The organism is Liquorilactobacillus sucicola DSM 21376 = JCM 15457, from assembly GCF_000612445.1.
GTDB classification, from domain to species: Bacteria; Bacillota; Bacilli; order Lactobacillales; family Lactobacillaceae; genus Liquorilactobacillus; species Liquorilactobacillus sucicola.
The window spans coordinates 220148-244834 of the sequence record NZ_BALC01000002.1 but is presented as its reverse complement, the minus strand read 5'-3'; the positions used below and the strand labels follow the sequence as shown (position 1 = coordinate 244834).

27 protein-coding genes and 1 pseudogene are annotated in these 24687 nt (G+C 40.1%); 3 read left to right on the top strand and 25 right to left on the bottom strand.

The window, feature by feature from the left end:
- Window positions 1-17: 17 nt before the first annotated feature.
- The 18 genes from JCM15457_RS04425 to JCM15457_RS04340 all read right to left on the bottom strand — a co-directional run bounded on the left by JCM15457_RS04425 (window position 18) and on the right by JCM15457_RS04340 (window position 14897).
- The gene (locus JCM15457_RS04425; protein WP_034988053.1) at window positions 18-242 is read right to left on the bottom strand and encodes a DUF2969 domain-containing protein; all 225 of its coding nucleotides are present in this window, start codon (window positions 240-242) and stop codon (window positions 18-20) included.
- 22 nt (window positions 243-264) lie between these two features.
- A complete protein-coding gene (yidD, locus tag JCM15457_RS04420) occupies window positions 265-513 on the bottom strand; it encodes a membrane protein insertion efficiency factor YidD (protein WP_034988052.1) in 249 nt (82 codons plus the stop codon).
- A gap of 42 nt (window positions 514-555) precedes the next feature.
- Window positions 556-1551 (bottom strand): rod shape-determining protein, encoded by a 996-nt coding sequence (locus JCM15457_RS04415; protein WP_034988051.1) that lies wholly within the window; start codon window positions 1549-1551, stop codon window positions 556-558.
- Window positions 1552-1749: 198 nt separating this feature from the next.
- Window positions 1750-3054: a UDP-N-acetylglucosamine 1-carboxyvinyltransferase gene (gene murA, locus JCM15457_RS04410; protein WP_034988048.1), complete on the bottom strand. Its 1305-nt coding sequence runs from the start codon at window positions 3052-3054 to the stop codon at window positions 1750-1752.
- A gap of 82 nt (window positions 3055-3136) precedes the next feature.
- On the bottom strand, window positions 3137-3373 hold the full coding sequence (locus tag JCM15457_RS04405; protein ID WP_034988045.1) for a DUF1146 family protein: 237 nt from the start codon (window positions 3371-3373) through the stop codon (window positions 3137-3139).
- A 405-nt stretch (window positions 3374-3778) separates the two neighbouring features.
- Window positions 3779-4204: a F0F1 ATP synthase subunit epsilon gene (locus JCM15457_RS04400; RefSeq protein WP_034988042.1), complete on the bottom strand. Its 426-nt coding sequence runs from the start codon at window positions 4202-4204 to the stop codon at window positions 3779-3781.
- A gap of 17 nt (window positions 4205-4221) precedes the next feature.
- Window positions 4222-5625 carry a F0F1 ATP synthase subunit beta gene (gene atpD, locus JCM15457_RS04395; RefSeq protein ID WP_034988040.1) on the bottom strand — a complete coding sequence of 468 codons (1404 nt, stop codon included), beginning with the start codon at window positions 5623-5625 and terminating at the stop codon, window positions 4222-4224.
- A 22-nt stretch (window positions 5626-5647) separates the two neighbouring features.
- Window positions 5648-6595 (bottom strand): F0F1 ATP synthase subunit gamma, encoded by a 948-nt coding sequence (locus tag JCM15457_RS04390; RefSeq protein WP_034988037.1) that lies wholly within the window; start codon window positions 6593-6595, stop codon window positions 5648-5650.
- A 19-nt stretch (window positions 6596-6614) separates the two neighbouring features.
- Window positions 6615-8126 (bottom strand): F0F1 ATP synthase subunit alpha, encoded by a 1512-nt coding sequence (gene atpA / locus JCM15457_RS04385; protein ID WP_034988035.1) that lies wholly within the window; start codon window positions 8124-8126, stop codon window positions 6615-6617.
- 22 nt (window positions 8127-8148) lie between these two features.
- A complete protein-coding gene (atpH, locus tag JCM15457_RS04380; protein WP_034988033.1) occupies window positions 8149-8691 on the bottom strand; it encodes an ATP synthase F1 subunit delta in 543 nt (180 codons plus the stop codon).
- Window positions 8678-9202 carry a F0F1 ATP synthase subunit B gene (atpF, locus tag JCM15457_RS04375; protein ID WP_034988031.1) on the bottom strand — a complete coding sequence of 175 codons (525 nt, stop codon included), beginning with the start codon at window positions 9200-9202 and terminating at the stop codon, window positions 8678-8680. Before atpF ends, atpH begins: the two co-directional genes overlap by 14 nt.
- A 48-nt stretch (window positions 9203-9250) precedes the next feature.
- Entirely contained in the window at window positions 9251-9475 is a 225-nt protein-coding gene (gene atpE / locus JCM15457_RS04370) for a F0F1 ATP synthase subunit C (RefSeq protein WP_034988029.1), read from the bottom strand.
- Between the two features lie 19 nt (window positions 9476-9494).
- Window positions 9495-10208: a F0F1 ATP synthase subunit A gene (gene atpB / locus JCM15457_RS04365; RefSeq protein WP_034988026.1), complete on the bottom strand. Its 714-nt coding sequence runs from the start codon at window positions 10206-10208 to the stop codon at window positions 9495-9497.
- Window positions 10209-10600: 392 nt separating this feature from the next.
- On the bottom strand, window positions 10601-11230 hold the full coding sequence (gene upp / locus JCM15457_RS04360; protein ID WP_034988330.1) for a uracil phosphoribosyltransferase: 630 nt from the start codon (window positions 11228-11230) through the stop codon (window positions 10601-10603).
- Window positions 11231-11284: 54 nt separating this feature from the next.
- Entirely contained in the window at window positions 11285-12313 is a 1029-nt protein-coding gene (locus JCM15457_RS04355; protein WP_034988024.1) for an L-threonylcarbamoyladenylate synthase, read from the bottom strand.
- A gap of 15 nt (window positions 12314-12328) precedes the next feature.
- Complete coding sequence (gene prmC, locus JCM15457_RS04350) at window positions 12329-13180, bottom strand: peptide chain release factor N(5)-glutamine methyltransferase (RefSeq protein WP_034988020.1); 852 nt, start codon at window positions 13178-13180, stop codon at window positions 12329-12331.
- Entirely contained in the window at window positions 13173-14255 is a 1083-nt protein-coding gene (gene prfA, locus JCM15457_RS04345; protein ID WP_034988018.1) for a peptide chain release factor 1, read from the bottom strand. Before prfA ends, prmC begins: the two co-directional genes overlap by 8 nt.
- 57 nt (window positions 14256-14312) lie before the next feature.
- A complete protein-coding gene (locus JCM15457_RS04340) occupies window positions 14313-14897 on the bottom strand; it encodes a thymidine kinase (protein ID WP_034988329.1) in 585 nt (194 codons plus the stop codon).
- A 232-nt stretch (window positions 14898-15129) separates the two neighbouring features.
- Here JCM15457_RS04340 and JCM15457_RS04335 point away from each other — a divergent pair, with 232 nt between their 5' ends.
- Together JCM15457_RS04335 and JCM15457_RS04330 are read left to right on the top strand one after the other, a co-directional pair.
- Window positions 15130-16479, top strand: a complete 1350-nt coding sequence (locus tag JCM15457_RS04335) for a Mur ligase family protein (RefSeq protein WP_034988016.1) — start codon at window positions 15130-15132, stop codon at window positions 16477-16479.
- Window positions 16480-16481: 2 nt separating this feature from the next.
- A complete protein-coding gene (locus JCM15457_RS04330) occupies window positions 16482-17186 on the top strand; it encodes a type 1 glutamine amidotransferase (RefSeq protein WP_034988014.1) in 705 nt (234 codons plus the stop codon).
- 287 nt (window positions 17187-17473) lie between these two features.
- Here JCM15457_RS04330 and manA read toward each other — a convergent pair whose 3' ends face one another.
- From manA to JCM15457_RS04315, 3 genes and pseudogenes are all read right to left on the bottom strand, one after another.
- A complete protein-coding gene (gene manA / locus JCM15457_RS04325) occupies window positions 17474-18439 on the bottom strand; it encodes a mannose-6-phosphate isomerase, class I (RefSeq protein WP_034988011.1) in 966 nt (321 codons plus the stop codon).
- Between the two features lie 32 nt (window positions 18440-18471).
- Window positions 18472-19472, bottom strand: a pseudogene (locus JCM15457_RS04320) (serine hydrolase domain-containing protein).
- Window positions 19465-20154: a histidine phosphatase family protein gene (locus JCM15457_RS04315; protein ID WP_034988008.1), complete on the bottom strand. Its 690-nt coding sequence runs from the start codon at window positions 20152-20154 to the stop codon at window positions 19465-19467. The pseudogene JCM15457_RS04320 and the gene JCM15457_RS04315 overlap by 8 nt, the downstream one beginning before the upstream one ends.
- A gap of 115 nt (window positions 20155-20269) precedes the next feature.
- On the opposite strand from JCM15457_RS04315, the gene JCM15457_RS04310 reads away from it, so the two are divergent.
- Window positions 20270-20599: a hypothetical protein gene (locus JCM15457_RS04310; protein WP_034988007.1), complete on the top strand. Its 330-nt coding sequence runs from the start codon at window positions 20270-20272 to the stop codon at window positions 20597-20599.
- 90 nt (window positions 20600-20689) lie between these two features.
- Here JCM15457_RS04310 and JCM15457_RS04305 read toward each other — a convergent pair whose 3' ends face one another.
- The 4 genes from JCM15457_RS04305 to JCM15457_RS04290 form a co-directional block, all read right to left on the bottom strand.
- Window positions 20690-21898 (bottom strand): MFS transporter, encoded by a 1209-nt coding sequence (locus tag JCM15457_RS04305; RefSeq protein WP_034988005.1) that lies wholly within the window; start codon window positions 21896-21898, stop codon window positions 20690-20692.
- 228 nt (window positions 21899-22126) lie between these two features.
- Window positions 22127-22393, bottom strand: a complete 267-nt coding sequence (locus JCM15457_RS04300) for a hypothetical protein (protein ID WP_034988003.1) — start codon at window positions 22391-22393, stop codon at window positions 22127-22129.
- Window positions 22394-22485: 92 nt separating this feature from the next.
- On the bottom strand, window positions 22486-23226 hold the full coding sequence (locus JCM15457_RS04295; RefSeq protein ID WP_034988002.1) for an amino acid ABC transporter ATP-binding protein: 741 nt from the start codon (window positions 23224-23226) through the stop codon (window positions 22486-22488).
- Complete coding sequence (locus JCM15457_RS04290) at window positions 23226-24683, bottom strand: amino acid ABC transporter substrate-binding protein/permease (RefSeq protein WP_034987999.1); 1458 nt, start codon at window positions 24681-24683, stop codon at window positions 23226-23228. Before JCM15457_RS04290 ends, JCM15457_RS04295 begins: the two co-directional genes overlap by 1 nt.
- Window positions 24684-24687: the final 4 nt, after the last annotated feature.

Below are 24687 nucleotides of genomic sequence, written 5' to 3'. Positions count from 1 at the left end.
TAGTCGACAAAACATACTTAATTAACTCGATGCAAATGATAGTCTCGAATCAAAATATTGATAGCTTCTTTTTGAGAACTAGCCTTGAACGTTTCACCGTTAGGCAACAGTACAACAAACCTGTTTCCATCTTGTCTGACAGAACCGAGCTCATTTTTTTCTGTCTTTAACTCTAAAACGATGTTGCCATTAACCATCTTCTCTTCCTCAAAGATCTCAACATTCTTCTCTCTTCTTGCCACGGGTTTTCCTCCTAATAATGCTTTACTTTGTATCCCTTTGACTTCGTTTTAAACTGAAGTGATCTGGAACCGGATCATATCCTCCGCGCACAAAAGGATGACACCGTAAGAGCCGTGCAATGCCCATCAAAGTCCCTTTAAATGCACCATGCTTTTTTAAGGCTTGCACCATATAATTTGAACAAGTTGGGTAATAACGGCAACTTGGTGGGAAAAGAGGTGAAACAAACCTCTGATAGCTTCTAACTACTATTATCAGCAATTGGCCCATTTCTTGCACCTTTCTTCCAAATTCATCCTTTATTCACGTACACTATTTGGTTTTCTTTTTACTCTTTGCGATATGATCTAACAAAGCACCAGTACCTAGAGCAACATCATCTAAAGGCGTAGAAGCAACCATTACAGGAACCTTCAGGTTATCAGAGAACAATTGATCAATTCCATCTAACAATGCGCCACCACCTGTTAAGATTACTCCACGATCAATAATATCTGCAGCCAATTCAGGAGGGGTCTGCTCCAAAACTTCCCTAGCAGCAGCAATTACTGAAAGCATCGTATCACGCAAAGCTTTTTCAATTTCATCAGAAGATAACTTTATAGTCCGCGGTAATCCGTTAACAATGTCTCGACCTCTGATCTCCATTTCCTTTTTACGATGCCCCGCAACAACCGTCCCAATTTCAATCTTAGCTTTCTCAGCGGTGCGTTCGCCAATCTGAAGTGAATGTTTCTTCTTAACATACGAAGAAATATCATTGCTCAGACGGTCACCAGCAACTCGCAAAGAACGACTGACTACAATATCGCCTAACGAAATAACAGCAACATCACTGGTTCCGCCCCCAATATCAATAACCATATTTCCATGAGGCTGAAAAATATCCAATCCTGCCCCGATAGCGGCAACTTTAGGTTCTTCCTCAAGATAAACATTACCACCGCCAGACTTTTCTGCCGCTTGACGAATTGCTTTGCGTTCAATCGAAGTTGTATTGGTCGGACAACAAATCAAAATATTCGGTTTGGACATAAATCCCTTAACGTTTAATTTCTTAATAAAATATGACAGCATCTGCTCAGTTATATCAAAATCGGCAATCACACCGTCTTTAAGAGGCCTGATTGCGCGAATATTGCTCGGTGTACGGCCTACCATTTTGTACGCCTCTGATCCAACTGCTAAGACGCGTCCTGTCTGTGTATCGATCGCGACTACCGAAGGTTCGTTCAAAACAATGCCTTTGCCTTGCACATTGATTAAAACGTTAGCAGTTCCCAAATCAATACCGATATCTTTAGCCATAATTACTCTCCTTCAATAAAGTGGATGTATTGTTGCACAATCAATTAGCACCAGGCATAGATTATATGCAAAAAATCATTCCTATTATAGCACAAATAAGCTTGTACAAAAATATTCAATCATCCGTGGCACCAAACAATATAAAAAATTAAGATTAGCCCCACTCATAGGTAGTAATCAAATAGCTGTATAATTCATTTAAGCCTTACTGCCTTGATGCAGCGGATACGTCGCTGCGGTTTCCTCATCGATGCGTTTTATTTCCGCACCCAAATTTGCCAGTTTTTTGTGAAAATTATAATAACCGCGATCTAAGTATTTAAGTTGTGATACTTGTGTATAGCCCTTAGCAACAAGGCCCGCCAGAATCAAAGCGGCAGCTGCACGTAAATCGGTCGCTTCAACCTCTGCTCCATGAAATTCTGTTGGTCCTTGGAGAGCGACCGAGTTGCCTTCAATGTTGAAATTGGCATTCATACGTCGTAATTCTTCGAGATGCATAAATCGATTCTCAAAAACAGTTTCTGTGAGCATACTTGTACCTGCAGCCATCAGCTGCAATACTGAGAGTTGTGGTTGCATATCTGTCGGGAAACCAGGATGCGGCAAAGTTTTAACAGAAACAGGTTTTAAGGCACCTGTTCCGATAACACGTATTCCCTCATCGCATTCGATAACCTTAACACCCATTTCTTCTAATTTTGAAATCAGCGGTTTGTTATGTTCCGCAATTGCATTTTTAATCAGGACATTTCCCTTAGTGACCGCAGCAGCAACCATAAACGTTCCAGCCTCGATGCGATCTTGAATAATTGTATGCCGTACACCATGCAAGTGTTTGACTCCCACTATTTTTATCGTCTCTGTTCCAGCGCCAGTGACTTTTGCGCCCATTTGATTAAGGAAGTTGGCCAGATCAACAATCTCAGGTTCACGTGCAACATTTTCAATCACTGTCGTTCCCTGAGCAAGTGTTGCTGCCATCATAATGTTCTGAGTCGCACCAACACTCGGAAAATCAAGATAAATATTAGCACCCACTAAACCAGTAGTGAAGGCTTCAATGTACCCATCATGCTGTTCAACTTTTGCACCCATTGCTGCCAGGCCCTTCAAATGCAGATCGATTGGTCGTGATCCAATTGCACAACCACCAGGCATTGCGACCTTGGCATGTTTCAATCTAGCTAAGAGAGGTCCGAAAACAACGATTGAAGCCCGCATTTTTGAAACATATTTAAATGGCGCTTCGTATGAAGGCTCGGCTGTTGCATCCAGAGAAACAGTTTTCTTTTCTTCATCCATGTCGACTTTGACGTTTAGGAATCGTAACATATTGTTCATCATATGAACGTCTGACAAAACTGGGACATTATCCAAATAAGTTTTACCTTCACTAGCTAATAAACCAGCTGCTAAGATAGGCAAAACAGCATTTTTAGCTCCTTCAATTCTAACTTCACCTTTTAGTGGATTCCCACCATGCACGATAATCTTTTCCAATACAATTCCTCCAAAACGTCTCATTATTCGACAAATAATTTAAATTATAACGTACAAAAAATACTACACAACATATGCTCGATCATAGTGACAGCAAGTATGTAAGGTTACGAACATTATCAACAAAACTGAGGAAAAAGGAGCTGCAGGTATAACCGATCGTAATCGCTAGCATCACTAACAAAATGTTAAAATACCTTTGTCTCCCAGGAGTTATCCATCGATCAAGACGCAATGACTGAATGCTGACAAATGCCAGCGTGATAAAAGCAAAGTGACTCACCAATGTCAATAAAGCTAAAAAGCCATAATACTTCATAAAAAACAACCCCTTATTTCTTTCAGATTAATAATAGCATAAAACAAAACGTCCGTCTTTAAAAATGTAACTAATTTGTAATATTTTAATTATTTATCCATATAAAACACGTTTTAACAGCCAATTCCAAAAAGACAGCTTCTTTGACAAATAAGGAATAAAAAAGACTAGATCAAAAATAAATTCTTGATCTAGTCTCTTATTTTATTTGATAGAAGCATACTTCATAAGTCATAATTCTCTATCTAACTTCTCACAGCAAAAGGATTGTTGTGTTCACAATTTCGAGTTATTAAGCGAATCTAACAGCCCATGACACTTTTTACTTTTCGGACTATTAATTAACGTACGTAATTCAAAGTACCTCTAATTTATTTCGGCATCTTTAAATATTAAGCATGCTATCTAATGTTTTGAGATGTTCAAACGATTAACTGCCCGACGCAATGAAACTTCTGCCCGACGCAGCGTGTCAACATCATGTTCTTGTTTTGCACGCGCAAGTTTTTCTTCTGCGCGTTTTCGAGCACGCTCAGCACGATCAGAGTCAATGTTCTCCTTGCGCTCAGCACTATTAGCAACAACAGTCGCAATGTTGTTAGAAAACTCAACAAAACCACCACTAACAGCAATTTCCTCAAATTTATCATCAGTTCCATCAATTTTTACACGAACCTCATCAATTTGCAGTGAGGCAAGCAATGGAATATGATTCGGCAAAACACCAATTTCGCCAACAGTCGTTTTAAAGATAGCCATTGTAGTTTGTTCTTCATAGACACTACCATCAGGAGTAACAATATTAACTGTCAAAACAGATTGCTCAGCCATTAAACGTTACCTCCTTATTATTTGCTAGCCAATTTTTTTGCCTTTTCAACAACTTCTTCAATACGTCCAACCGAACGAAAAGCATCTTCTGGAAGATCATCATACTTACCTTCCAAAATCTCTTTAAAGCCTTTTACAGTTTCCTCAACTGGAACATATGAACCTGGGACACCTGTAAATTGTTCAGCAACTGAGAAGTTTTGTGATAAGAAGAATTGAATACGACGTGCACGAGAAACAATTACTTTTTCCTCGTCAGAAAGTTCATCCATCCCTAAGATAGAAATAATATCTTGCAGTTCACGATATCTCTGCAATACATGTTGAACTTCCACTGCAACCTCATAATGTTCTTCGCCAACTACCTCAGGTTCCAACGCACTAGATGTCGATGCTAATGGATCAACAGCTGGATAGATACCTTGTTGTGTCAAACTACGTTCCAAGTTAGTTGTTGCATCCAAATGGGCAAAGGTTGTTGCTGGAGCCGGGTCAGTATAATCATCAGCTGGAACATAAACAGCTTGAATAGATGTAACCGAACCCTTTTTCGTTGATGTGATACGTTCCTGCAACTGCCCCATTTCAGTAGCTAAAGTTGGTTGATACCCAACGGCTGATGGAATACGACCAAGCAAAGCTGAAACTTCAGAACCAGCTTGTGTGAAACGGAAGATGTTGTCAATAAATAACAGCACATCCTGTCCTTCAACATCACGGAAGTACTCAGCGATAGTCAATCCCGTCAGGGCAACACGCATACGTGCACCAGGCGGCTCGTTCATCTGACCAAACACCATGGCTGTTTTCTCAAGAACACCAGAATCCTTCATTTCAAAGTAAAGGTCATTACCTTCACGAGTACGTTCTCCAACACCAGTGAAAACTGAGATCCCATTGTGTTCTTGAGCAATATTGTGAATCAACTCTTGAATCAAAACAGTTTTCCCAACACCAGCACCACCGAAGAGCCCGATCTTTCCACCTCTGACATAAGGTGCAAGAAGATCAATAACCTTGATACCTGTCTCAAGGATTTCGACTCCAGTATTCAATTGATCATATGCTGGAACATCACGATGTATTGGATCGCGACGCGCATTTTTATCAAATTCCGGACCATTATCAATGGTGTCACCTAAAACATTAAATACTCTTCCTAATGTATCTTTACCAACAGGAACGCTAATCGAAGAACCTGTATCTTCAACTTTAGCTCCGCGTTTTACCCCATCTGTTGAATCCATAGCGATTGTTCGCATAACACCATCGCCTAATTCAAGTGCAACTTCAATAACCAGCTTCGAGCCGTCTTCACGTTCCACATGAAGTGCATTATTAATGTCGGGTAAAGATTCACTAAGAGGAAATTGAACATCAATAACAGGTCCGATAACTTGGACTACTTTACCAGAACTCATCTTGTTAATTCCTCCTGTCATCCTAATCTAGGGCAGCTTGTGCACCTGTGATCTCTGTAATTTCTGTTGTAATAGCACTTTGACGTGCACGATTGAACTGCAATTCGAGCGAAGAAATAATATCTTTTGCATTATCTGTAGCAGATTTCATTGCAGTCGAACTAGAAGCATGTTCTGATGTTTTAGCATCTAAAATAGCTCCATAAATAAGACTTTCAGCGTACTGCGGCAACACAACTTCCAGAATTGCATCTTGAGAAGGCTCCATTTCGTACACTGGAGCGTATTCCTCATCCGATTTCTGTGTTAAATCATCGTCCCCAATATTAATTGCTGAGATTGGGAGCATTTGTTCAGCACGGAACTCAGAAGTCAATGTGTTAACAAAATGATTATAACAAACGAACAGTTCATCATATGTTTCATCATCATACATTCCAACAATTTTTTTGACCAATTGTTGGGTATCTCTAAACTTCGGTATGTCATTAATACCACGATACTCAAAAGCGACATTGTATCCGCGTTTTTTGAAGAAATCGGCACCAGTTCCACCTAAAGCAATAATGACTGTGTCATCTGTGGTATGACCTGCATTTTTTATTAATTCCATCGTCTGCTTAATCACATTGCTGTTGTAACTTCCAACGAGACCGCGATCAGATGTAATAACGACTATACCGGTGTGCTTGACATCCCTTTTAGTCAGCATATCAAGTCCGCTAACTTGGTCCTTATTTTTTTTAGGTGTGCTGGCCGAGTCGCTGACCACTTTTCCATCTAGAAGATGTGTTTGTGCCAAATGAGTAATAACACTACGTATCTTGTCAGCATAGACATGATAACTAGTCGTGTGGCGCTGTATCTGACTCAACTTGGCAGTCGAAACCATCTGCATAGCACCAGTGATCTGTTCTGTCTTTTTAGTCGAAGAGATACGCCGTTTAACTTCTTGTAAAGAAGCCCCCATTAACTCTCACCAACCTTTCTTATTTTGCGGTTGCTTGAAAAGACTCTGCAAAATCCTTAAGAGCGGAATCAAGTTTGTCTGCAGCAGGCAGCTCACCTGTCTCTTTGATAGAATCCAACAAAGCTTTATTATTATTGTCAAAGAAGTCAAACAGTTCATCCTGATAACGTGCAATGTCATCCACAGGAACCGAATCAAGGAAACCGTGTGTCAGAGCATATAGGATCAAAACTTGTTTTTCAACAGCTAATGGTTTGTGTAATGGCTGTTTCAACACTTCAACCGTTCGCCGTCCACGATTTAACTTGGATTGAGTTGCTTCATCCAAGTCAGAACCGAATTGGGCAAATGATTCAAGTTCACGATAGGAAGCAAGGTCCAGACGTAATGTCCCAGAGACCTTCTTCATCGCCTTAATCTGAGCAGAACCACCAACACGAGAAACTGAAGTTCCGGCATCAATCGCAGGACGAACACCAGAATAGAAGTTATCGCTATCAAGGAAGATCTGTCCATCAGTGATTGAAATAACATTAGTTGGAATATAAGCGGAAACGTCTCCAGCTTTAGTTTCAATAAATGGTAAAGCTGTCATTGAACCGCCACCCAGTTTATCACTCAACTTAGCTGCACGTTCTAACAAACGTGAATGCAGGTAGAAAACATCTCCAGGATATGCTTCACGACCAGGTGGACGTCTCAAAATCAAAGAAAGTTCACGATAAGCATCAGCTTGTTTTGATAAGTCATCATAAACAATCAAAACATGCTTGCCATTATACATGAACTCTTCACCCATTGCTGCACCAGCGTAAGGAGCTAACCACAGCAAAGGCGCAGGTGACGAAGGGCCAGCAGAAACAACGATTGTGTAATCCATTGCACCATACTTGCGTAACGTTTCAACCTGTGCGCGAACTGTCGATTCCTTTTGACCAATCGCAACATAAATACAAATCATATCTTCATTTTTTTGGTTAATAATCGTATCGACCGCAACTGAAGTTTTACCTGTCTTACGATCCCCAATAACCAATTCACGTTGTCCACGTCCAATCGGAACCAAGGCATCAATAGCCTTAAGTCCTGTTTGAAGTGGTTCCTTAACTGATTGACGTTCCATAACGCCAGGAGCCTTCTTCTCAACGGGACGTGTCTTTGTAGTTTTCATTTCGCCTAAACCATCAATAGCTTGTCCCAAAGGATTAACAACTCTTCCTATCAGAGCGTCTCCAACTGGAACTTCCATAATACGGCCTGTACGTTTAACATTATCGCCTTCACGTATTCCTTTGAATGAACCCAGAATAACGATACCAACATCATTTGACTCCAAGTTTTGAGCCATTCCATATGTGCCATCATCAAATTCTAACAATTCACCAGCTAAGGCGTTATCGAGCCCATTAGCACGGGCGATACCATCACCAACATAAGTGACGGTACCAACCTCATCTACACTGAGCTCATCTTGATAATTCGCTAATTGTTGCTTAATCAGAGCACTGATTTCCTCAGCCTTAATGCTCATAGAAGTTTCACCTCTTTATAATTCATTTCAATAACAGACGTTTGATGCGTGCAATCTTGGTCTTGATCGAACCATCATAAATGTAGCTATTCGACTTAAGAACAACCCCGCCAATAATTTCTGGATCGATCTTTTCATCAAGATAAACCTTTTCAGCACCAACTACGCCTGCAAATGAAGATGCAAGTCTTTCTTTTTGAGCATCTTCTAATTTGATGGCAGTAACAACAGATGCTCGAACTGTCCTTTCAAATTCATCATTCAATCTGATATACTCATTAATGATCGCATCCAGATTACAGATACGTCCATAATCAAAGGTCATATTTAACAAATTGGTGACTGTTTGCGATGCTGTCTTCGTTAGAAGCTTAATCATCTTCACCTTATCTAAATATGAAATTTGTTTACTAGTTAAAAATACATTTAACTCCGGCTGCTCCTCGAAGATCCCTTTCAATTCTGTCAGTTCTTCTAACAAAGGCCGACGAATATCATGTTCTTCTGCTAAATCAAATAAAGCTTTTCCGTAACGATGAGCAACCATTTCTCTACTTAGCTTCATTTTGCTTCCCCAACCCTTCGATATAAGAATCAATTAAGGCCTTCTGGTCATTTGCATTTAAATCTTTGCGAATGATTTTCGAAGCAATTTCAATAGATAACTCTGCAACATCATTTTTGACACTGTCTAAAGCATCTTGACGTTCACGGGAAATATCTTCTTTAGCATTCACCTTTAACGTCTGCGCTTTTTCCTGTGCATCGCTAACGATTGTAGCCTTCTGCTGTTCACCATTCTTCTTTGCTCGTTCAATTATCTTAGAAGCTTCAAAATGAGAATCTTTTAAGGCAGATTGCCGTTGTGCAGCCAAGTCCTCTGCTTTCTTACGTGCCGATTCTGCAGAATCAAGATCATCAGAAATTTTATCAGCACGTTTTTCCATCATCTCACTGACTGGGCCCCAAGCAAAATGCTTCAATAATGCCATTAAGACTATGAATAGGACAAGATAAAAGATCGTATCGCCCCATTGGACCCCATTAGCAGCACCTAATAAAAATGTTGAACTCATCTATTGACACCTCCTCTATACTCAACTAAATATTGACAAAAGAACTGTTTAACCTTTTGCAAATAATAAGAATGAAATAACGATCGAGATGATAGGAACAGCTTCAACTAAACCAACACCGATAAACATATTTGTACGCAGTTGACCTGATAATTCTGGCTGACGTGCCATACCTTCCAACATTTTAGAAATAACAAGACCGTTACCAATAGCACCACCGATAGCAGCACCAGCTGCAGCTAAACCTGCACCAATTAAAGCTAATGAACTCATAATTAGAAATCCTCCTTGTTTACTCTTTTTCAACTTTTTGAGAAATATAAACCATGGTCAATGTAACAAAGACGTAGGCTTGGATGCTTCCAATAAAGACAGAGAACCCCTGCCAGATTAATTCTAATGGTATCGCCGGAATAAATGACGCAATACCAAAAGAAGTTGCAAGCTTGTAAATCAACTTCAATAAAACTTCACCGGAATAGATATTCCCATACAAACGAAGAGCTAACGTCAAAAAATTCGTAAATTCTTCGAGCACGCTCAGTGGAAATAAAAATGGAATGGGGCTTAAATAAGTATTCTTAAAATACCCCTTAAAGCCAAATTTCTTAACACCGAGGAAATGTGCAAGCATAAGAACCATAAACGCAAGCGACAACGTGGTCATAGCATTTGATGTTGGACTAGAGATATAACTCTTATCATTTGCGGTCAATTGCAACATCAGCCCCAATTGATTGGCTATAAAAATGAACACAAACAATGTAAATGCCAATAACCCGAATCTTTTGCCTTCTTCATCCGGCATTACGCCCTTAACAATCCCATTAGTAAAATCAATCAACCATTCAATAACATTTTGTCTCTTATTAGGTCTCAATTGAATACTTCTTGACAACCAAAACAATAAAAAAAAGACGATCACTGCCGTTATTAATCCTGGAATATCATTACTAAGGTTAAAGGGAATACCAAAAAGCTTCTGAACATAAGCTCCTTCATTCACCAAGTCTCACCTCTTTTCACGGTTGGATGCATGACCCAACGATTATTGGAAAAAGCATGGTACAAAAGGTTCCAAAGAAAACCAATCTTTGAATACACAAGAAATCATACCACCATTTTACAAAAAACACAAAATGTCATTGAAAACTCAAGAAAGCGTATTCCACACTGATTTAAGCGTGTTAACTGCATTACAATATTATTTCATCAAAAAACATTTTTCAGGTTTTTCAATGTTTTTGTGCAAAAATTCTCAATTAATTTAAGCTTGTTTTGATATACTAAAAAGAAACTGTACCCCAACTGATATTTAGGTACAGTTTCTTTAACATATACAATACTAGGCTCTTTGAAAATGAAGTCCAATCGTATTGCAGCTCTTAACGGTCGTCATTATTTTGTTCCGAAAAGCCGATCACCAGCGTCACCAAGTCCTGGGACAATATAACCATTTTCATCTAAATGATCATCTAGTGATGCCGCGAAGACATCAATATCAGGATGAGCGTCGCGCAAGGCTTTCACTCCTTCGGGAGCAGCAACCAAGCAAACAAACTTGATATTCACAGCACCGCGTTTTTTGAGTGCATCAACAGCCATGATAGCCGAGCCGCCTGTCGCTAGCATAGGATCAACAATAAAAATATCCCGACTAGCAAGATTATCAGGCATTTTAACAAAATATTCTGTTGGTTTCAAAGTTTTTTCATCACGATACATTCCAACGTGACCAACTTTTGCCGCTGGAATCAGTTCAAGTATTCCATCAACCATTCCCAAGCCGGCCCGGAGAATAGGGACGATCACTACCTTCTTGCCAGCCAAACGTTTTTGAACTGTCTTGGTAATGGGCGTCTTGACTTCGTAGTCCTCTAAAGGCATGTCGCGTGAAACTTCATAAGCCATTAATTCTGCAATTTCATTAACGACTTGTCTGAATTCTCTAGTTCCGCAATTCTCATTACGAATAATTGTTAACTTGTGTTGTATCAGTGGGTGATCCAATACTTCAAACTTTCCCAATTTAGCCACTCCTTTTTCTTCCTAGTATATTTTAGCTGATAATATTGTTTTTTACTAGTTCAATCTTTCTTTTTTAAAAAATTGATCTCCAGCAGATTTTTTCAAACGATTCATATACGCTGTACCTAAACCCTCTTCAGGAAAGCCAGCGGCTAAAATCCAATTTACTCTTTTTTCATTATCAAAATACCTGAGTCCAGCAAAAAGACGTTGACTTGCAGTATGAATGTCTGTTCCTAAATCATAAGCAATGCAGTTAGCTGGAAGAGCACTCGGAAGAGCACTTTTCAATCCCATAACTCCAATATCTTCTGTCTGCCTTTTTGCCCACTCAAAAGCAGCTTGCCAATCTTGGGCGTCAACGATCAAAACTTGGGCGGCCGGAGCGTAATGTTTATACTTCATCCCTGGAGCTTTAGGGGTTTCTTTTGCGGTGACCTTATGCCGATCAAAGATTATTTCTTTTGCAAGAAATTGCTCAATCTCTTCACCAAGAACAGCTCCAGGCCGCAAAATTGTCGGCGGTTGAACTGACATGTCCAATATAGTGGATTCCACTCCCACCGACGTCGGACCATCATCAACTATTCCAGCAATTCTGCCTTCTAAATCATGAAAAACATGTGCAGCGGTTGTCGGACTGGGTTTACCAGACGAGTTAGCTGACGGACCTACTAACGGTACACCTGCCATGTCAATCAGTTCACGAGTCACACGGTTAGCTGGCATCCTAAAAGCAGCGGTTTCCAATCCCCCAGTTACCGCCTTAGACAGCGAACCGGGTTTAATTTTAAAAATCAAAGTCAAAGGCCCAGGCCAAAAGCGTTTAATAAGTTTCTGCGCGTCTTCGCTGATGTCATTAACATACTTCTGCACCATTTCAAGCGACGACACAGTAACAATCAACGGATTGTCAGAAGGACGGCCCTTTGCCAGGTAAACTCTTTTAACAGCCTGTTCATTTGTTGCATCCGCCCCCAGACCGTATACAGTTTCTGTTGGGAAAGCTATCAATTCACCCTTTTTCAGTTCATCGGCAGCTTTTTCAACTTCACTAGGTTTATATACTTTTGTGATTAACATTCGTTCACCCTCTCATCAAGAATTATGAAAAACAACTTTAATCATTCTGTCATGCCCTGTAATATCACTGCGGAGAAAAACATCCGCATTAGGAAAAGCGTCTTGAAAAATTTGTTTCACAGCTTGACCTTGTTGAAAACCAATTTCTAAGTACAAGACAGCTTCGGCTTTTAAATATGGTTCAATCTCAGCTGCCATGCGGCGATAGACGTGAAGCCCTTCTTCTGCAGCAAAAAGTGCTACATGTGGTTCATATGTGATAACACTCTTATCCATCAAACTTTTTTCTGCCGCAGCGATATAAGGGGGATTAGATACAATAACATCGAAACGTTCATCTAATGCTAAAAACAAATCACTGCAGACATTTTTTGTATTAAGCTTATATCTACGGGCATTAGCATCTGCCACCGAAAGTGCAGCAGAAGAAATATCTGTCAAGGTAACATTCCAGTGGGGATTCTCCAGTTTAAGCGAAATGCCAATGATGCCTGTCCCCGTTCCAATATCTGCAACATTTAAGGAGCGTTGCTCATCCTTAAAGTCCATCAGCACCCACTCAACCAGCTCCGCTGTTTCTTGCCGAGGGATTAGGGTGTCTTCTGTTACCTTAAACTTACGCCCCAAAAAAGAAGCTTCACCAAGTAGATACTGTGGGGGCCATCCTTGACAGACCTTTTCAACCATACTCTTAAATCTTTCAAATTCTGCTACCGGCATCTGGACGCGATAATTTAGCAACAAGTCAGTCAGATTCCAATCTTTCATCCCCAACAACAACATATCGACCGTGCTTTTATCAATCTTGTGCTTAGACACAAAAGAAGAAGCCCATTTTTGGGCTTCAAAATACGTTAAACTACTCATTTTGCAAGTTCTCCAAAGCCTTTGTTTGATCATACAGAATCAAAGCATCAATCACTTCTTCAAGTTCGCCATTCATGATCCGATCCAATTTATTCAAGGTCAAACCAATTCGATGATCAGTAACACGATTTTGCGGATAATTATAAGTCCTGATTCTTTCAGAACGATCACCCGTTCCAACAGCTGATTTACGGTTCTTATCATATTCATTCTGTTCTTTGGATGAATAGTAGTCATAGACACGTGCCTTTAAAATCTTCATTGCTTTTTCACGGTTTTGCTGTTGTGAACGCTGATCCTGCATTGCAACAACAATTCCCGTTGGGAGATGGGTCATTCGAACAGCAGACGATGTCTTATTAATATGTTGTCCACCAGCTCCGGAAGACCGATAAACATCGACTCGAATATCTTTTGGATCGATTTCGATCTCGACGTCTTCTTCTTCAGGCATAACAACTACTGTCGCCGTGGAAGTATGAACCCGTCCTGCAGACTCAGTAACAGGTACCCGCTGGACGCGATGTGCTCCACTCTCATACTTAAGTTTGGAATAAACGCTCTCGCCATTGATAAGCAGTGCAATTTCCTTAAAGCCACCTACCTCAGTAACATTCTTGTCCAGAACTTCTATCGACCACTTCTGTTTTTCTGCATACTTAGCATACATACTGAAGAGATCACTAGCGAAAAGACTAGCTTCATCTCCACCAGCAGCTCCTCGAATTTCCATAATAATATTCTTGCCATCGTTAGGATCCTTAGGAAGCAGCAAGACTTTGATTTCCTCTTCCAATTTTTCACGTTCGGACTTAGCTTCTGCTAATTCTTCCTTAGCCATTGCAGCCATTTCATCATCAAGTTTTTCACCAAGTAATTCTTCATCTTCCTTGATCAAGTCAGTTACTTTTTTATACTGATCGTACTTTTCAACTGTCTCACGTAAATCAGCCATCTCCTTCGACAAACTGGTAAAACGTTTGGTATCAGAAATAACATCCGGGTCAGACAGCAAACCACCTAATTCTTCATAACGGTCCTTAAGTGTCTGCAGTCTATCAAACAAATCGTTCATTAATAATTTCCTCCATCAAAAAATGAATTCTTCTATAGATATATAGTAAAATATGTATCATCGACGCCTATCTGGGAGCGGCGGATGCAGGTAGTGCCGTCGGCAGACAGGATAATAAGACTCATTGCCGCCAACCATTATCTGTTCTCCTTCATAGATAGGTTTGCCATCGTTAACTCGCAGATTCATGATCGCTTTCTTTTGACAAAACCAGCAAATTGTTTTCATTTCTTCTATCTTATCTGCATACAAGAGAAGATATTTCGACCCTTCGAACAACTCATTGCGAAAATCATTCTTTAGACCGAAAGTCATAACTGGTATCTTAAGTTCGTCAACGATCTTTGCCAATTCAACTATATGATGTTTAATTAAAAACTGCGCTTCATCAATAAGTACACATGCAGTCTGCGAATCGCGTTTAATTACTTCCTTGTAAATATCCGTTTGCTCATAAATTGGTACGGCCCTTCGCTTCATGCCGATCCGGCTTGCAATATAGCCGACCTGCTCACGTTTATCAACCGCACTTGTCATGATAATGACACTTTTATGTTGTTCCTCATAGTTATGCGCAACCTTCAGTATTTCGATGCTTTTGCCACTATTCATTGCCCCATAACGAAAAAATAATTGCGCCAAAATGATCCACTCCAAATCAAGACTCTCCTACCAAGTATATATGATTTTCACCAAAATTTCACTACACTTGATTGAAAATAAAAACAATCCCTTCAAAAATATTAATTTTCACAGTAAAAGCTAGCAAAAAACATACACTCATCAGTATTTATGATATGATACAAAATGATATTATCAAACAAAGCGATTCTTTAAGTAATTCATTATATCGCTTTGAAACGGAGGAAAAAGCATGTCGTTTAAAAGCTCAGTCGCAATTGCAGCTGGTCGTGCATCGTACTGGTTCTTGCATAACTTTCTACATGGAGGAACAGCATTACCTGGTAAAATAACCCTTGCACTTGATCCTGAGGTTTTACAGACTTTATCCAAAAATTATGATGTCGTTATCATTACTGGAACAAACGGTAAAACATTAACGACCGCCTTAACTGTCAAAGTTTTACGAACTAATTATGACAACGTCCTGACTAATCCCAGCGGATCAAATATGAAACAAGGTATTGTAACGGCCTTCTTAACAGCACAACGCACTAAATCAGGGAAACCTTTAGCCGTCCTAGAAACTGATGAAGCCAACGTTGCTCTGATCACACGTTATGTTAACCCGAGCGCTTTTGTATTAACTAATATTTTCAGAGATCAGATGGACCGCTATGGCGAGATCTACACGACCTATTCTAAAATACTTGCAGGAATTCGGTTGGCACCCAAAGCAACAATTATTGCAAATGGTGATGCACCGATCTTCAATAGTGAAAAACTTCCCAACCCTATTATCTACTACGGTTTTAACGCTGCAAAAGACCAAGAACAGATGGCTGCACCTAATACGGATGGGCTGTTATGTCCAAAATGTCAAAACATTCTTCACTATTACCAACTAACTTACAGCAATCTAGGAAAATATTACTGTCCAAATTGTGATTTCAAGCGTCCGGTCTTAGACCATCAAGTGACGAAGATAACAAAACAAACACCAACTACATCAACCTTTGAAATCGACGGTCACCCAATAACATTGCATATCGGCGGCACCTATAATATTTATAATGCTTTAGCTGCTTACAGTGTCGGACATTATTTTAAAGTTGACACAAGTCGAATTATACAAGCTTTAGGCAGCAAAGATGAAAAAGTCTTTGGCCGGCAAGAGGTAGTTTCAATAGATGGCAAAGAAGTCACTCTGATTCTGGTCAAAAATCCAGTTGGACTCGACCAAGTGCTAAGTATGATCAAAACAGATTCAGAACCCTTCTCATTGGCTGTCTTATTAAACGCGAATTATGCAGACGGTATTGACACTAGCTGGATCTGGGACGGTCGTTTTGAGGAACTGCCATTTGACAGAATCCCCCAAGTCCTCGCTGGTGGAGAAAGATACCGCGACATAGCCTTTCGTCTCAAAGTTGCTGGAGTTGTCCCTGAGAACTTCGAAGAACGGGAAAATTTAAATGCAGTTCTTGAATCTATTAAAAAGATGCCCACAAAGCATGTTTACGTTTTAGCGACCTATACCGCTGTCTTACAACTGCGCAAGGCAATGGCTTCACAAAATTATATTAAGGAAGGAATGGAATAATAATGCCTTATACATTGAAAGTAGCTCATTTATATGGTGATCTAATGAATACTTATGGTGATATTGGAAACATTCTTGTACTTAACTATTATGCTAAAAAAATGAATGTTGAGTTGACTTCTGAAATAGTTAGTTTGAAGCAGCCTTTTGAACCCGCAAAATATGATTTAGCCTTCTTTGGCGGTGGTCAAGATTATGAACAAGTCATTGTCTCCAAAGATATCCAAGGAAAAAAGGAAGACCTAACTGCTTATATCGAAGATGGCGGACCAATGCTCGCTATTTGCGGCGGCTATCAGCTGCTGGGCCAATACTATATCGGTGCTGACGGTGAGCGTATTAAAGGCATTAGTGCTTTACCGCATTATACTAAGAGCCAAGACAATCATCGTTTTATCGGTGATATCGTTATAAAGAATGTTGAAACTGACCAGACATACCACGGTTTTGAGAACCACAACGGGCTTACCTTTCTAGGGGAAGGTGAGCGCCCCTTGGGCAACGTTATTAGCGGACATGGTAATAATGGCGAGGACAAATCTGAAGGAGCCATTTATAAAAATGTCTTTTGTTCCTACTTTCATGGACCTATTTTGGCACGTAATGGTGAGCTAGCAAAAAGATTGTTATTAACTGCACTCAAACGAAAATACCCCACCGCTGATTTAGAACAGCAGGAAAAACTGATCGTCAAACCAACTTACTGAGTAAAAATGTAATCACAGAGAATAATAGTCAAGAATAGTTTTTACCTTATGGCTTGATTCTAGCAGGCCGCACATTGCTGCTTTCAATTTCAGATAGCGTACTGTTTTATTTACACTCGTTTTGGCATGAGATTGTGAGAACCATAGTGTTGCTTGAGTAGTCGGATTTTTTCCCATTTTTCTCCTTGACTAACCATAGGTAAGAAGAGGCTGTGCCAAAATTTCACTTTTGGCACAGCCTCTCTTTTATTCCGTATAAACGTGTTCCATAAGTCAAAATAGCCGATTTAAGCCTTAATTCCAGGTTCAGAGGCAATGATTGAGAGCTTGCCGTGCAAAATCCATTCTTTAACGCCATATGGTAATATAAAATGCTGCCCCTTAGTTAATGGATAGCTTTTCCCCGCAACATCTATTTTTCCCTGACCATCAAGGACTGAAACTAACGTATATGGTGCCTCCTGCCGACGAAAAGCTGCCTTTCCAGAGGGAAGCTCCCACTTATATACACTGAAAAAGTCTGTTGCAACAAATTTTGTAATCACAGCATCGCCTTGCTGTTTTTTCGTAATATCAAGTTGTGGGTCCAGGTGGGGAACATTCGTCACATCAATAGACTGTTTGATGTGCAGTTCGCGTTTTTGCCCGCTTTTTTTATCTATACGGTCAAAGTCATAGACGCGATATGTCGTATCACTACTTTGCTGTGTTTCCAAAACCATCACACCTTTGCCGATCGCATGGATGGTTCCACTAGGCACATAAAGAAAATCCCCTGCTTTAACTGGAACGTGCCTTAAAAGATCATTCCAACGCCCTTCTTTGATCAATTCTGTCAGTTCCGCTCTTGTCTTGGCATGATGCCCGTAAATCATCTCGGAATCTTCGTCTGCAGCGATCACGTACCAACATTCAGTTTTACCAAGTTCATGCTCGTTCTTCAAGGCATAAGTATCATCAGGATGAACTTGCACAGAAAGTTCAGTTCGTGCGTCAAGAATCTTGGTCAGTAACGGGAAAACATCTCCCGGTGCATTGCCAAATAGTTCACGGTGATCGCGCCATAATTGCGCTAACGTTTGCCCCCTATACTGCCCATTCAAAACAGTCGCTGGTCCATGTGGGTGCGCCGAAATCGCCCAACATTCTCCCGTGTGGTCGCTTGGAATATCATAACCAAATTTTGTTTTTAGTCTTTGACCGCCCCAAATTTTTTCTTGGAAGCAGGGTTTTAAAAAGAGTGGTTGTTCCACTGTCATTCCTCCTATAACTATAATTTGCTGCGCTACTTCTTTTCACTTAGGTACTGCGCTATTATTTCATCGCGTTTCTCCAAAAAAAGATCATTTGCTGCGCGCGGATGAACCTGTTTGTTAAAACAATTAGGGCATCCTGTTTCTCTTTATCTAAGAGAATAAAGGTTCCCGTAAAACCGGTATGATACAGGCACGCGCTTCCTTGTTTATTAAAACGCAGATCCCATCCCAAAGAACGTCCCAACTGTCTATTAGGTGTCTGATCATTGAATAAATGCGCAATGGTTTCTTCATGCAGAACCCTTTTGTTTGAAGATGAGCCCAGCATCCAGAGTGAAAACTTAATTAAATCATACAGCGACATAAAAAGCCCCGCTGAACCGCAGCGCTCTCCGATAATATTAGCCTTAGGGTCGTGTACCTGTCCACAAATAAGTCCGCGTTGAGGTGACAACTCAGTAGGGACACACATTGCAGGATCTGGGTTAAAGGTACTTTCGTTCATTTGCAGAGGTTGTAACACTTCCGTAGTAATTACCTGTTGGACCGGCTTATGATATAACCTTTCAATAATCAGTCCAAGAAAGATCATTCCAACATCTGTATAAACGACCTTTTTTTCAAACCAGTCTCCTGTATGCAAGGTATAAAGTGCCTCAATTAGCTGTTCAGCGTTCAAAGAATTTCGATTCTTTATATAACCCGTGATAGCTGATGTATGTGTCAAAAAATGCCTCAGTGTAACGCGTTCATCAGAAAACTGCGGAAGATATTTCTTAACGGGATCGTCAACCTTGAGCTTGCCTTCTTCGACAAGCTTTAAAATAACAGTCGTGGTCCCGATAACTTTCGTGAGAGAGGCTACATCGTACAACAAAGCCGGCTTCAGCTCTTCTTCAACAGGGACGAGCTGCCTTTTTCCAAAAACCTCGGCCTGAAGATGCCCCTGATGCAGCATTGCATAAGAAACTCCCGGAACGATTTTCTCGCTGACAAGTTGATGCAACATATTCACTGTGTTTTTATTTATCATTTTGTTCACTTCTATCATTATTTAACTTTTTCTGATTAATACTAACAATTTTAAAAGCTCCGTTTTCGAAATCAACTTTACTGACACGTGCATTTTTCAACAACAACAATGGTACATCTCCTTTTAACCCTTCAATAAAAACTGAAAGTACAACCGCATGTGCGACAACTAAAATGTTGACCTCACCTTGCACATCCTTGTATTCACGCGCTATCTCGCTTAGGGTCCGTGTGATCCTTCGATTAAGCTGTTGTGCACTTTCACTCTGTGCTGCTGTATCCATAATCTTGAACAAATTGGTGACCGCGGCAACGTGCTGCTGTGCGCGAAAAGCAGCAATAATTTTTCGTAACCCTATTTTTTTTAGAATTGTTGGTACTAGTTGACGATTTTTCATTTCTTCGTAGGTTCCAAAATTGAGTTCACGCAAACCAGCTGTTATTGTGGTCGCTGGTTTCTTATTGTTATTTTGTTCTAAAATATACCGTGCAGTTTCTTGGGTGCGTTTAAGATCACTAACATAAGCTGCGCTAAATTCAACGTTTTTGAGATCCTTGCCTAGATGTTCCGCCATAGCAATTCCCTTTCTAGTTAATGGGGAATCGGTAATTCCTTGCAGCCGGCGGCGGCGATTAAGTTCAGTTTGACCATGTCTTACTAAATAAAAATGAACAACCATTCATTCCACTTCCTTAGCAGATAAACTGCTTTTACCTATTTTACATATCAGTTATCAGATAGTACAATTATACCAAATAAACTGTTAGTTGAGTTAACTATAAAGGATTGATCACATGGCAAGTAACTCAGATTCAATTTTTAATTTATTATCCTTCCTAAAACGTCATCCAGATCACTACAAGCAACTGAGCACCTCATACAGTAACACCATTCGCTTAATCATTCCTGATAGCGTAAAAGTCTCTGATCAAGAAATCTATTTTCCTGACAATAGACTGATGGTTAACAAAATGCAAGATGCGTTCATTGCACAACATGGCGAATTGCTTGACCATTATCAGGCAAAAACTAAAGGGCCTGTTTCGTATTTTAAAAATATCTGGATTACAACGACCCACATTACACGTGCCAAAAGCTATCTGCTTGAAATATCTTTCGAATAGTTCTCGGCGAATCGATAAACAAAAAATGTTGCAAGAAAGCTGCGCTTAAACTTAGCTTTCCTGCAACATTTTTATCTTAATATGTCAAATTCAAGACCTTCGAACAACACGCAAAACCATCATCAGATCAATTGCAACCAGCATTGCTGTTACCAGAAAAACGGACTCATAACTGAAAAGACTCGAAACAAAAGATCCAACCATCGGCCCCGCAACCCCACCAGCAGCTTGAAATGATTGATTATAGCTGAAAATCCTTCCAAATGCTTCATTTGGGACATCCAGTGTCAGGATCGTCTGTACAGCTGGCAGCATAGCTGCACTGGAAAGACCGAGCAAAAAACGCAGAAGTCCCAGCTGCCATGGTGCGGTAACAAAAAACATGGGAACGAAAATAATTGCTGTTGCCAGCAAACCTGTCAGTAAAACTCGTTCTGGTCCTATCTTATCCATTAGATGTCCTACTTTCGAAGCTAACAGCAACGTTCCAAAACCTGGCATAGCTGCTACAAAACCACTGACCAGAGAAACATTCCCTTGACCATGCATCAATTGTCTTACCAATAAACTGATGATCGGTGAAATCGACATCAATGAAGACTGCACAAAGAGGGTCGTTATAAACATCACGATGATCAGCCTAGGCTGTTTCAACTCGTGAAAAATCTTACCCATTGGTTTTATTTTCTTTGCAGGAATGGGAGTAAAGTGCTCCGTCACGTACAAGAAAGTTAATGCAAAAACTAATCCCATCAAAATACCTGTAATGAAAAACGTCATTCTATAACCGACAGCGCCTGCAATAACTCCTCCAAAAAGCGGACCAAGCAAGGTCCCTGTCACATTGGCAGTCATCAAATTCCCCATCACCTGACCGCTCTTTTGATGTGGTGTCTCACCTGCCATAAGTGCAGTCGCATTATTAATGTATCCCGAAAATGCCCCTTGGAGCAACCGCAAAACAATGACCATCAGCACACTCTGTGCCATCCCTACAAAAAAGATAGTGAAGGCCATGACCCCAGAAGCACGCAAACACATTAGTTTTCTTCCCTTGCGGTCTGCTAAGTTTCCCCAAAACGGAGAAACAATTGCTTGAGATAAATATGTAACTGAAAAAGCAATCCCTGAATATACATTAAGCTCCCATTTACTGAAATGCCCTAAAGTATCCAGGTATAATGAGATAAATGGCATCGTCATTGAATATCCTAGCGCTGTGATGAAACACCCTATCCACAAAATCAAAAAACTTTTTCTCCAGACAGCCTGGCGCTCACCTGTTGCATTTTTAGCCACACAAAAACAATCCCTTCTTTAAGCGATATTCTAATAATAACACCTGCAACTCTCAATATTCTAGCTCCGTACTCAATTTTAAGAAGCTTTTTTACAATTCATTGTTAATTATCGCTAAAAAAATGCTGTTCGTCCACAAAAAAATCAAGCCACAAGCGACAGCTTCTTTCTACTGCAATCGCTCAAGGCTTGATCCTCTCGAAATACTATTCATCTTTTGCTTCTAGATTAATCGTCTAGGTCACGTTCGATATCCAGTCCATACAAATTGCTTACAGGTTCATTTTTATCTACTGGATGTACGACAAGAATCGTAGTCGCACCCTTGCTGCTAACATATCCGGCAAATTCAGCAACTTCTTCAACCTGATAGGCTAGCCCGTCAGAGTTATAGATATATTGTCCTGCGACTGGCATACTCTCAAAATAGGTTTTATTCATTCGATAATAGTCATTTGTGGAAGAGTCATGCATGACTAAGACAACTTTGAACATGTAATTCACCCCTCATCAATACAAAAACAACCTTGACAACAATACCTATTTTATCCTAATAGTACGGATGCCTGTGACAATTTATAAGCTGATTAAACGTTGATAACTTTTTCCAAGAAAGTCTTAGTACGTTCATTCTGCGGATTGTCAAAGACTTCCTCGGGACTTCCTTCTTCCATTACTTTACCATCAGCCATGAAAACTACTCGGTCCGCCACTTCTTTAGCGAAGCCCATTTCATGTGTAACAACAACCATTGTCATGCCCTTCTTGGCTAAATCCTTCATTACCTCAAGAACATCCCCAACCATTTCTGGATCAAGCGCAGATGTTGGTTCATCGAACAACATGATATCTGGATTCATCGCAAGTGCACGTGCAATTGCCACACGCTGCTTCTGCCCACCAGACAAGGACTGTGGCATGGCCTCATACTTATCATCCAGACCAACTGTGTCTAAAAGTTCTTTAGCCATCTTAACAGCTTCTTCTTTTGACATTTTTCCCAGCTCAACGGGAGCAAGTTCAACATTTTGACCAACAGTCAAATTATTGAAAAGATTAAAGTGCTGGAACACCATTCCAATATTCTCACGTGCATGATCAATGTTTGTTTTTGAATCACTGATATCATTGCCATCAATGATAACTTTACCAGAGGTTGGATCCTCCAAACGGTTCAAGCAACGCAACAAGGTGCTCTTCCCAGATCCAGAAGGACCAATCAGGACAACTACTTCATTTTGAGCAACTTTAAAATCAATTCCTTTTAAAACATGATTGTCGCCAAAGTTCTTCTTTAAATCTGTTACATCAACTTTTAAATTCTTCATTAATCATTGATCCTCCGTTCTACCCATTTAGACAATAGTGTTAATACTGTGATGATAATCAAGTAAATCAAAGCAATAATCGTCCAGATCTTAAACCCTTCCAGATTACGTGCAATAATGATCTTCCCAGTTTGCGTTAATTCAAGTATTCCGATAATTGACAGGATCGAGGTATCCTTCAATGTAATAATAAATTGATTGATGAATGACGGAATCATGATTTTAATTCCTTGCGGTAAAATCACTTTACGCATCGATCTGCCAAATGGCAGTCCCAAACTTCGAGCTGCTTCCATTTGACCAGAATCGACAGCATCAATCCCGCCCTTAACAAATGCGGCTGTGTACGCTCCTTCGTTCAGTGTCAAGGTAATAATACCTGCAACAAAGGCTGGAACCTTGGAGCCTGTCAAGCTTGGAACACCATTGTAGATAAACAGTGCTAAAACAAGTAACGGTAAGCCACGAAAAATATAAATAATCGTTGTCGATGCTCCGCGTGCAAACTTACTTGGTAATACGCCAAGCAACCCGATTAAAACACCGAAAATCGTAGCACAGATAATTGATACGACCGTCAATTTGATCGTTTCAAAAATACCATCAAGAATAGCAGATTTATTTTGTTTTATCAATCCAATAAAAGTATGGCCTTCGCTGTCGGCTTTAGCACTGGCCTTTTTCTGAGCAGCAGTGGCAGACTCGCCAGTATATTTCTCAACAATCTTATTATACTGTCCATTAGCCTTTAACTTCTTCAACCCTGAATTGAATTTAGCCATCAGCTCTTTGTTCTTGCCCTTTTCAACAGCAAATCCATAGCTGCCGATATCTGTCGGCTTAGTAACAACTTTAAGTCCTAAGCCTGTCTTAACGCCATAATTTAAGACTGCACTATCGTCAAAACAAGCCGCTGAATTTCCGTTCTTAACATCATTGTACACATTGTCTGAATCGTCAAAGGTTACCGTTCTAAAACCATAACGATCCTTGATTGAATTAGCATATGTAGCGCCCGCCGTTCCTGTTTTAACAGCAACTCGTTTGCCTTTGAGATCTTTGAGGCCCTTGATGTTGCCCTTAGGAGCAACCGCCATAACAATCCCTGATTTATAATAAGGTGTCGAAAAATCAAATTTCTGACGACGTTCATCGGTGATTGTCATCCCTGCAATTACGCCATCAATCTGTCCAGAACTCAAGGACTGTACAGCAGCATTAAAACCGATTGGCTTAATTTCTGCTTTAAAGCCTTCCTCTTTTGCAATCGCACGAATCAGGTCCATATCAATTCCAACATAGTTATTGTTTGAGTCGGCATATACAAATGGGGGAAACGTTACGTCAGTTCCAATTGTATATGTCTTCTCTGCGGCATTTACCTGTGGTTCATGATAAACGTTTATAAATACAAACAAGCCAAACATACAACTTATCAGAGCAATAATCTTTTTCATTCTA

Bases quoted from the DNA above. Each gene is read 5' to 3' on its own strand.
- yidD (WP_034988052.1), bottom strand. From the start codon at position 513: ATGGGCCAATTGCTGATAATAGTAGTTAGAAGCTATCAGAGGTTTGTT.
- JCM15457_RS04415 (WP_034988051.1), bottom strand. From the start codon at position 1,551: ATGGCTAAAGATATCGGTATTGATTTGGGAACTGCTAACGTTTTAATC.
- JCM15457_RS04405 (WP_034988045.1), bottom strand. From the start codon at position 3,373: ATGAAGTATTATGGCTTTTTAGCTTTATTGACATTGGTGAGTCACTTT.
- JCM15457_RS04400 (WP_034988042.1), bottom strand. From the start codon at position 4,204: ATGGCTGAGCAATCTGTTTTGACAGTTAATATTGTTACTCCTGATGGT.
- atpD (WP_034988040.1), bottom strand. From the start codon at position 5,625: ATGAGTTCTGGTAAAGTAGTCCAAGTTATCGGACCTGTTATTGATGTT.
- JCM15457_RS04390 (WP_034988037.1), bottom strand. From the start codon at position 6,595: ATGGGGGCTTCTTTACAAGAAGTTAAACGGCGTATCTCTTCGACTAAA.
- atpA (WP_034988035.1), bottom strand. From the start codon at position 8,126: ATGAGCATTAAGGCTGAGGAAATCAGTGCTCTGATTAAGCAACAATTA.
- atpH (WP_034988033.1), bottom strand. From the start codon at position 8,691: ATGAAGCTAAGTAGAGAAATGGTTGCTCATCGTTACGGAAAAGCTTTA.
- atpF (WP_034988031.1), bottom strand. From the start codon at position 9,202: ATGAGTTCAACATTTTTATTAGGTGCTGCTAATGGGGTCCAATGGGGC.
- atpE (WP_034988029.1), bottom strand. From the start codon at position 9,475: ATGAGTTCATTAGCTTTAATTGGTGCAGGTTTAGCTGCAGCTGGTGCT.
- JCM15457_RS04355 (WP_034988024.1), bottom strand. From the start codon at position 12,313: ATGTTAATCACAAAAGTATATAAACCTAGTGAAGTTGAAAAAGCTGCC.
- prmC (WP_034988020.1), bottom strand. From the start codon at position 13,180: ATGAGTAGTTTAACGTATTTTGAAGCCCAAAAATGGGCTTCTTCTTTT.
- prfA (WP_034988018.1), bottom strand. From the start codon at position 14,255: ATGAACGATTTGTTTGATAGACTGCAGACACTTAAGGACCGTTATGAA.
- JCM15457_RS04335 (WP_034988016.1), top strand. From the start codon at position 15,130: ATGTCGTTTAAAAGCTCAGTCGCAATTGCAGCTGGTCGTGCATCGTAC.
- JCM15457_RS04330 (WP_034988014.1), top strand. From the start codon at position 16,482: ATGCCTTATACATTGAAAGTAGCTCATTTATATGGTGATCTAATGAAT.
- JCM15457_RS04315 (WP_034988008.1), bottom strand. From the start codon at position 20,154: ATGGTTGTTCATTTTTATTTAGTAAGACATGGTCAAACTGAACTTAAT.
- JCM15457_RS04310 (WP_034988007.1), top strand. From the start codon at position 20,270: ATGGCAAGTAACTCAGATTCAATTTTTAATTTATTATCCTTCCTAAAA.
- JCM15457_RS04300 (WP_034988003.1), bottom strand. From the start codon at position 22,393: ATGTTCAAAGTTGTCTTAGTCATGCATGACTCTTCCACAAATGACTAT.
- JCM15457_RS04295 (WP_034988002.1), bottom strand. From the start codon at position 23,226: ATGAAGAATTTAAAAGTTGATGTAACAGATTTAAAGAAGAACTTTGGC.
- JCM15457_RS04290 (WP_034987999.1), bottom strand. From the start codon at position 24,683: ATGAAAAAGATTATTGCTCTGATAAGTTGTATGTTTGGCTTGTTTGTA.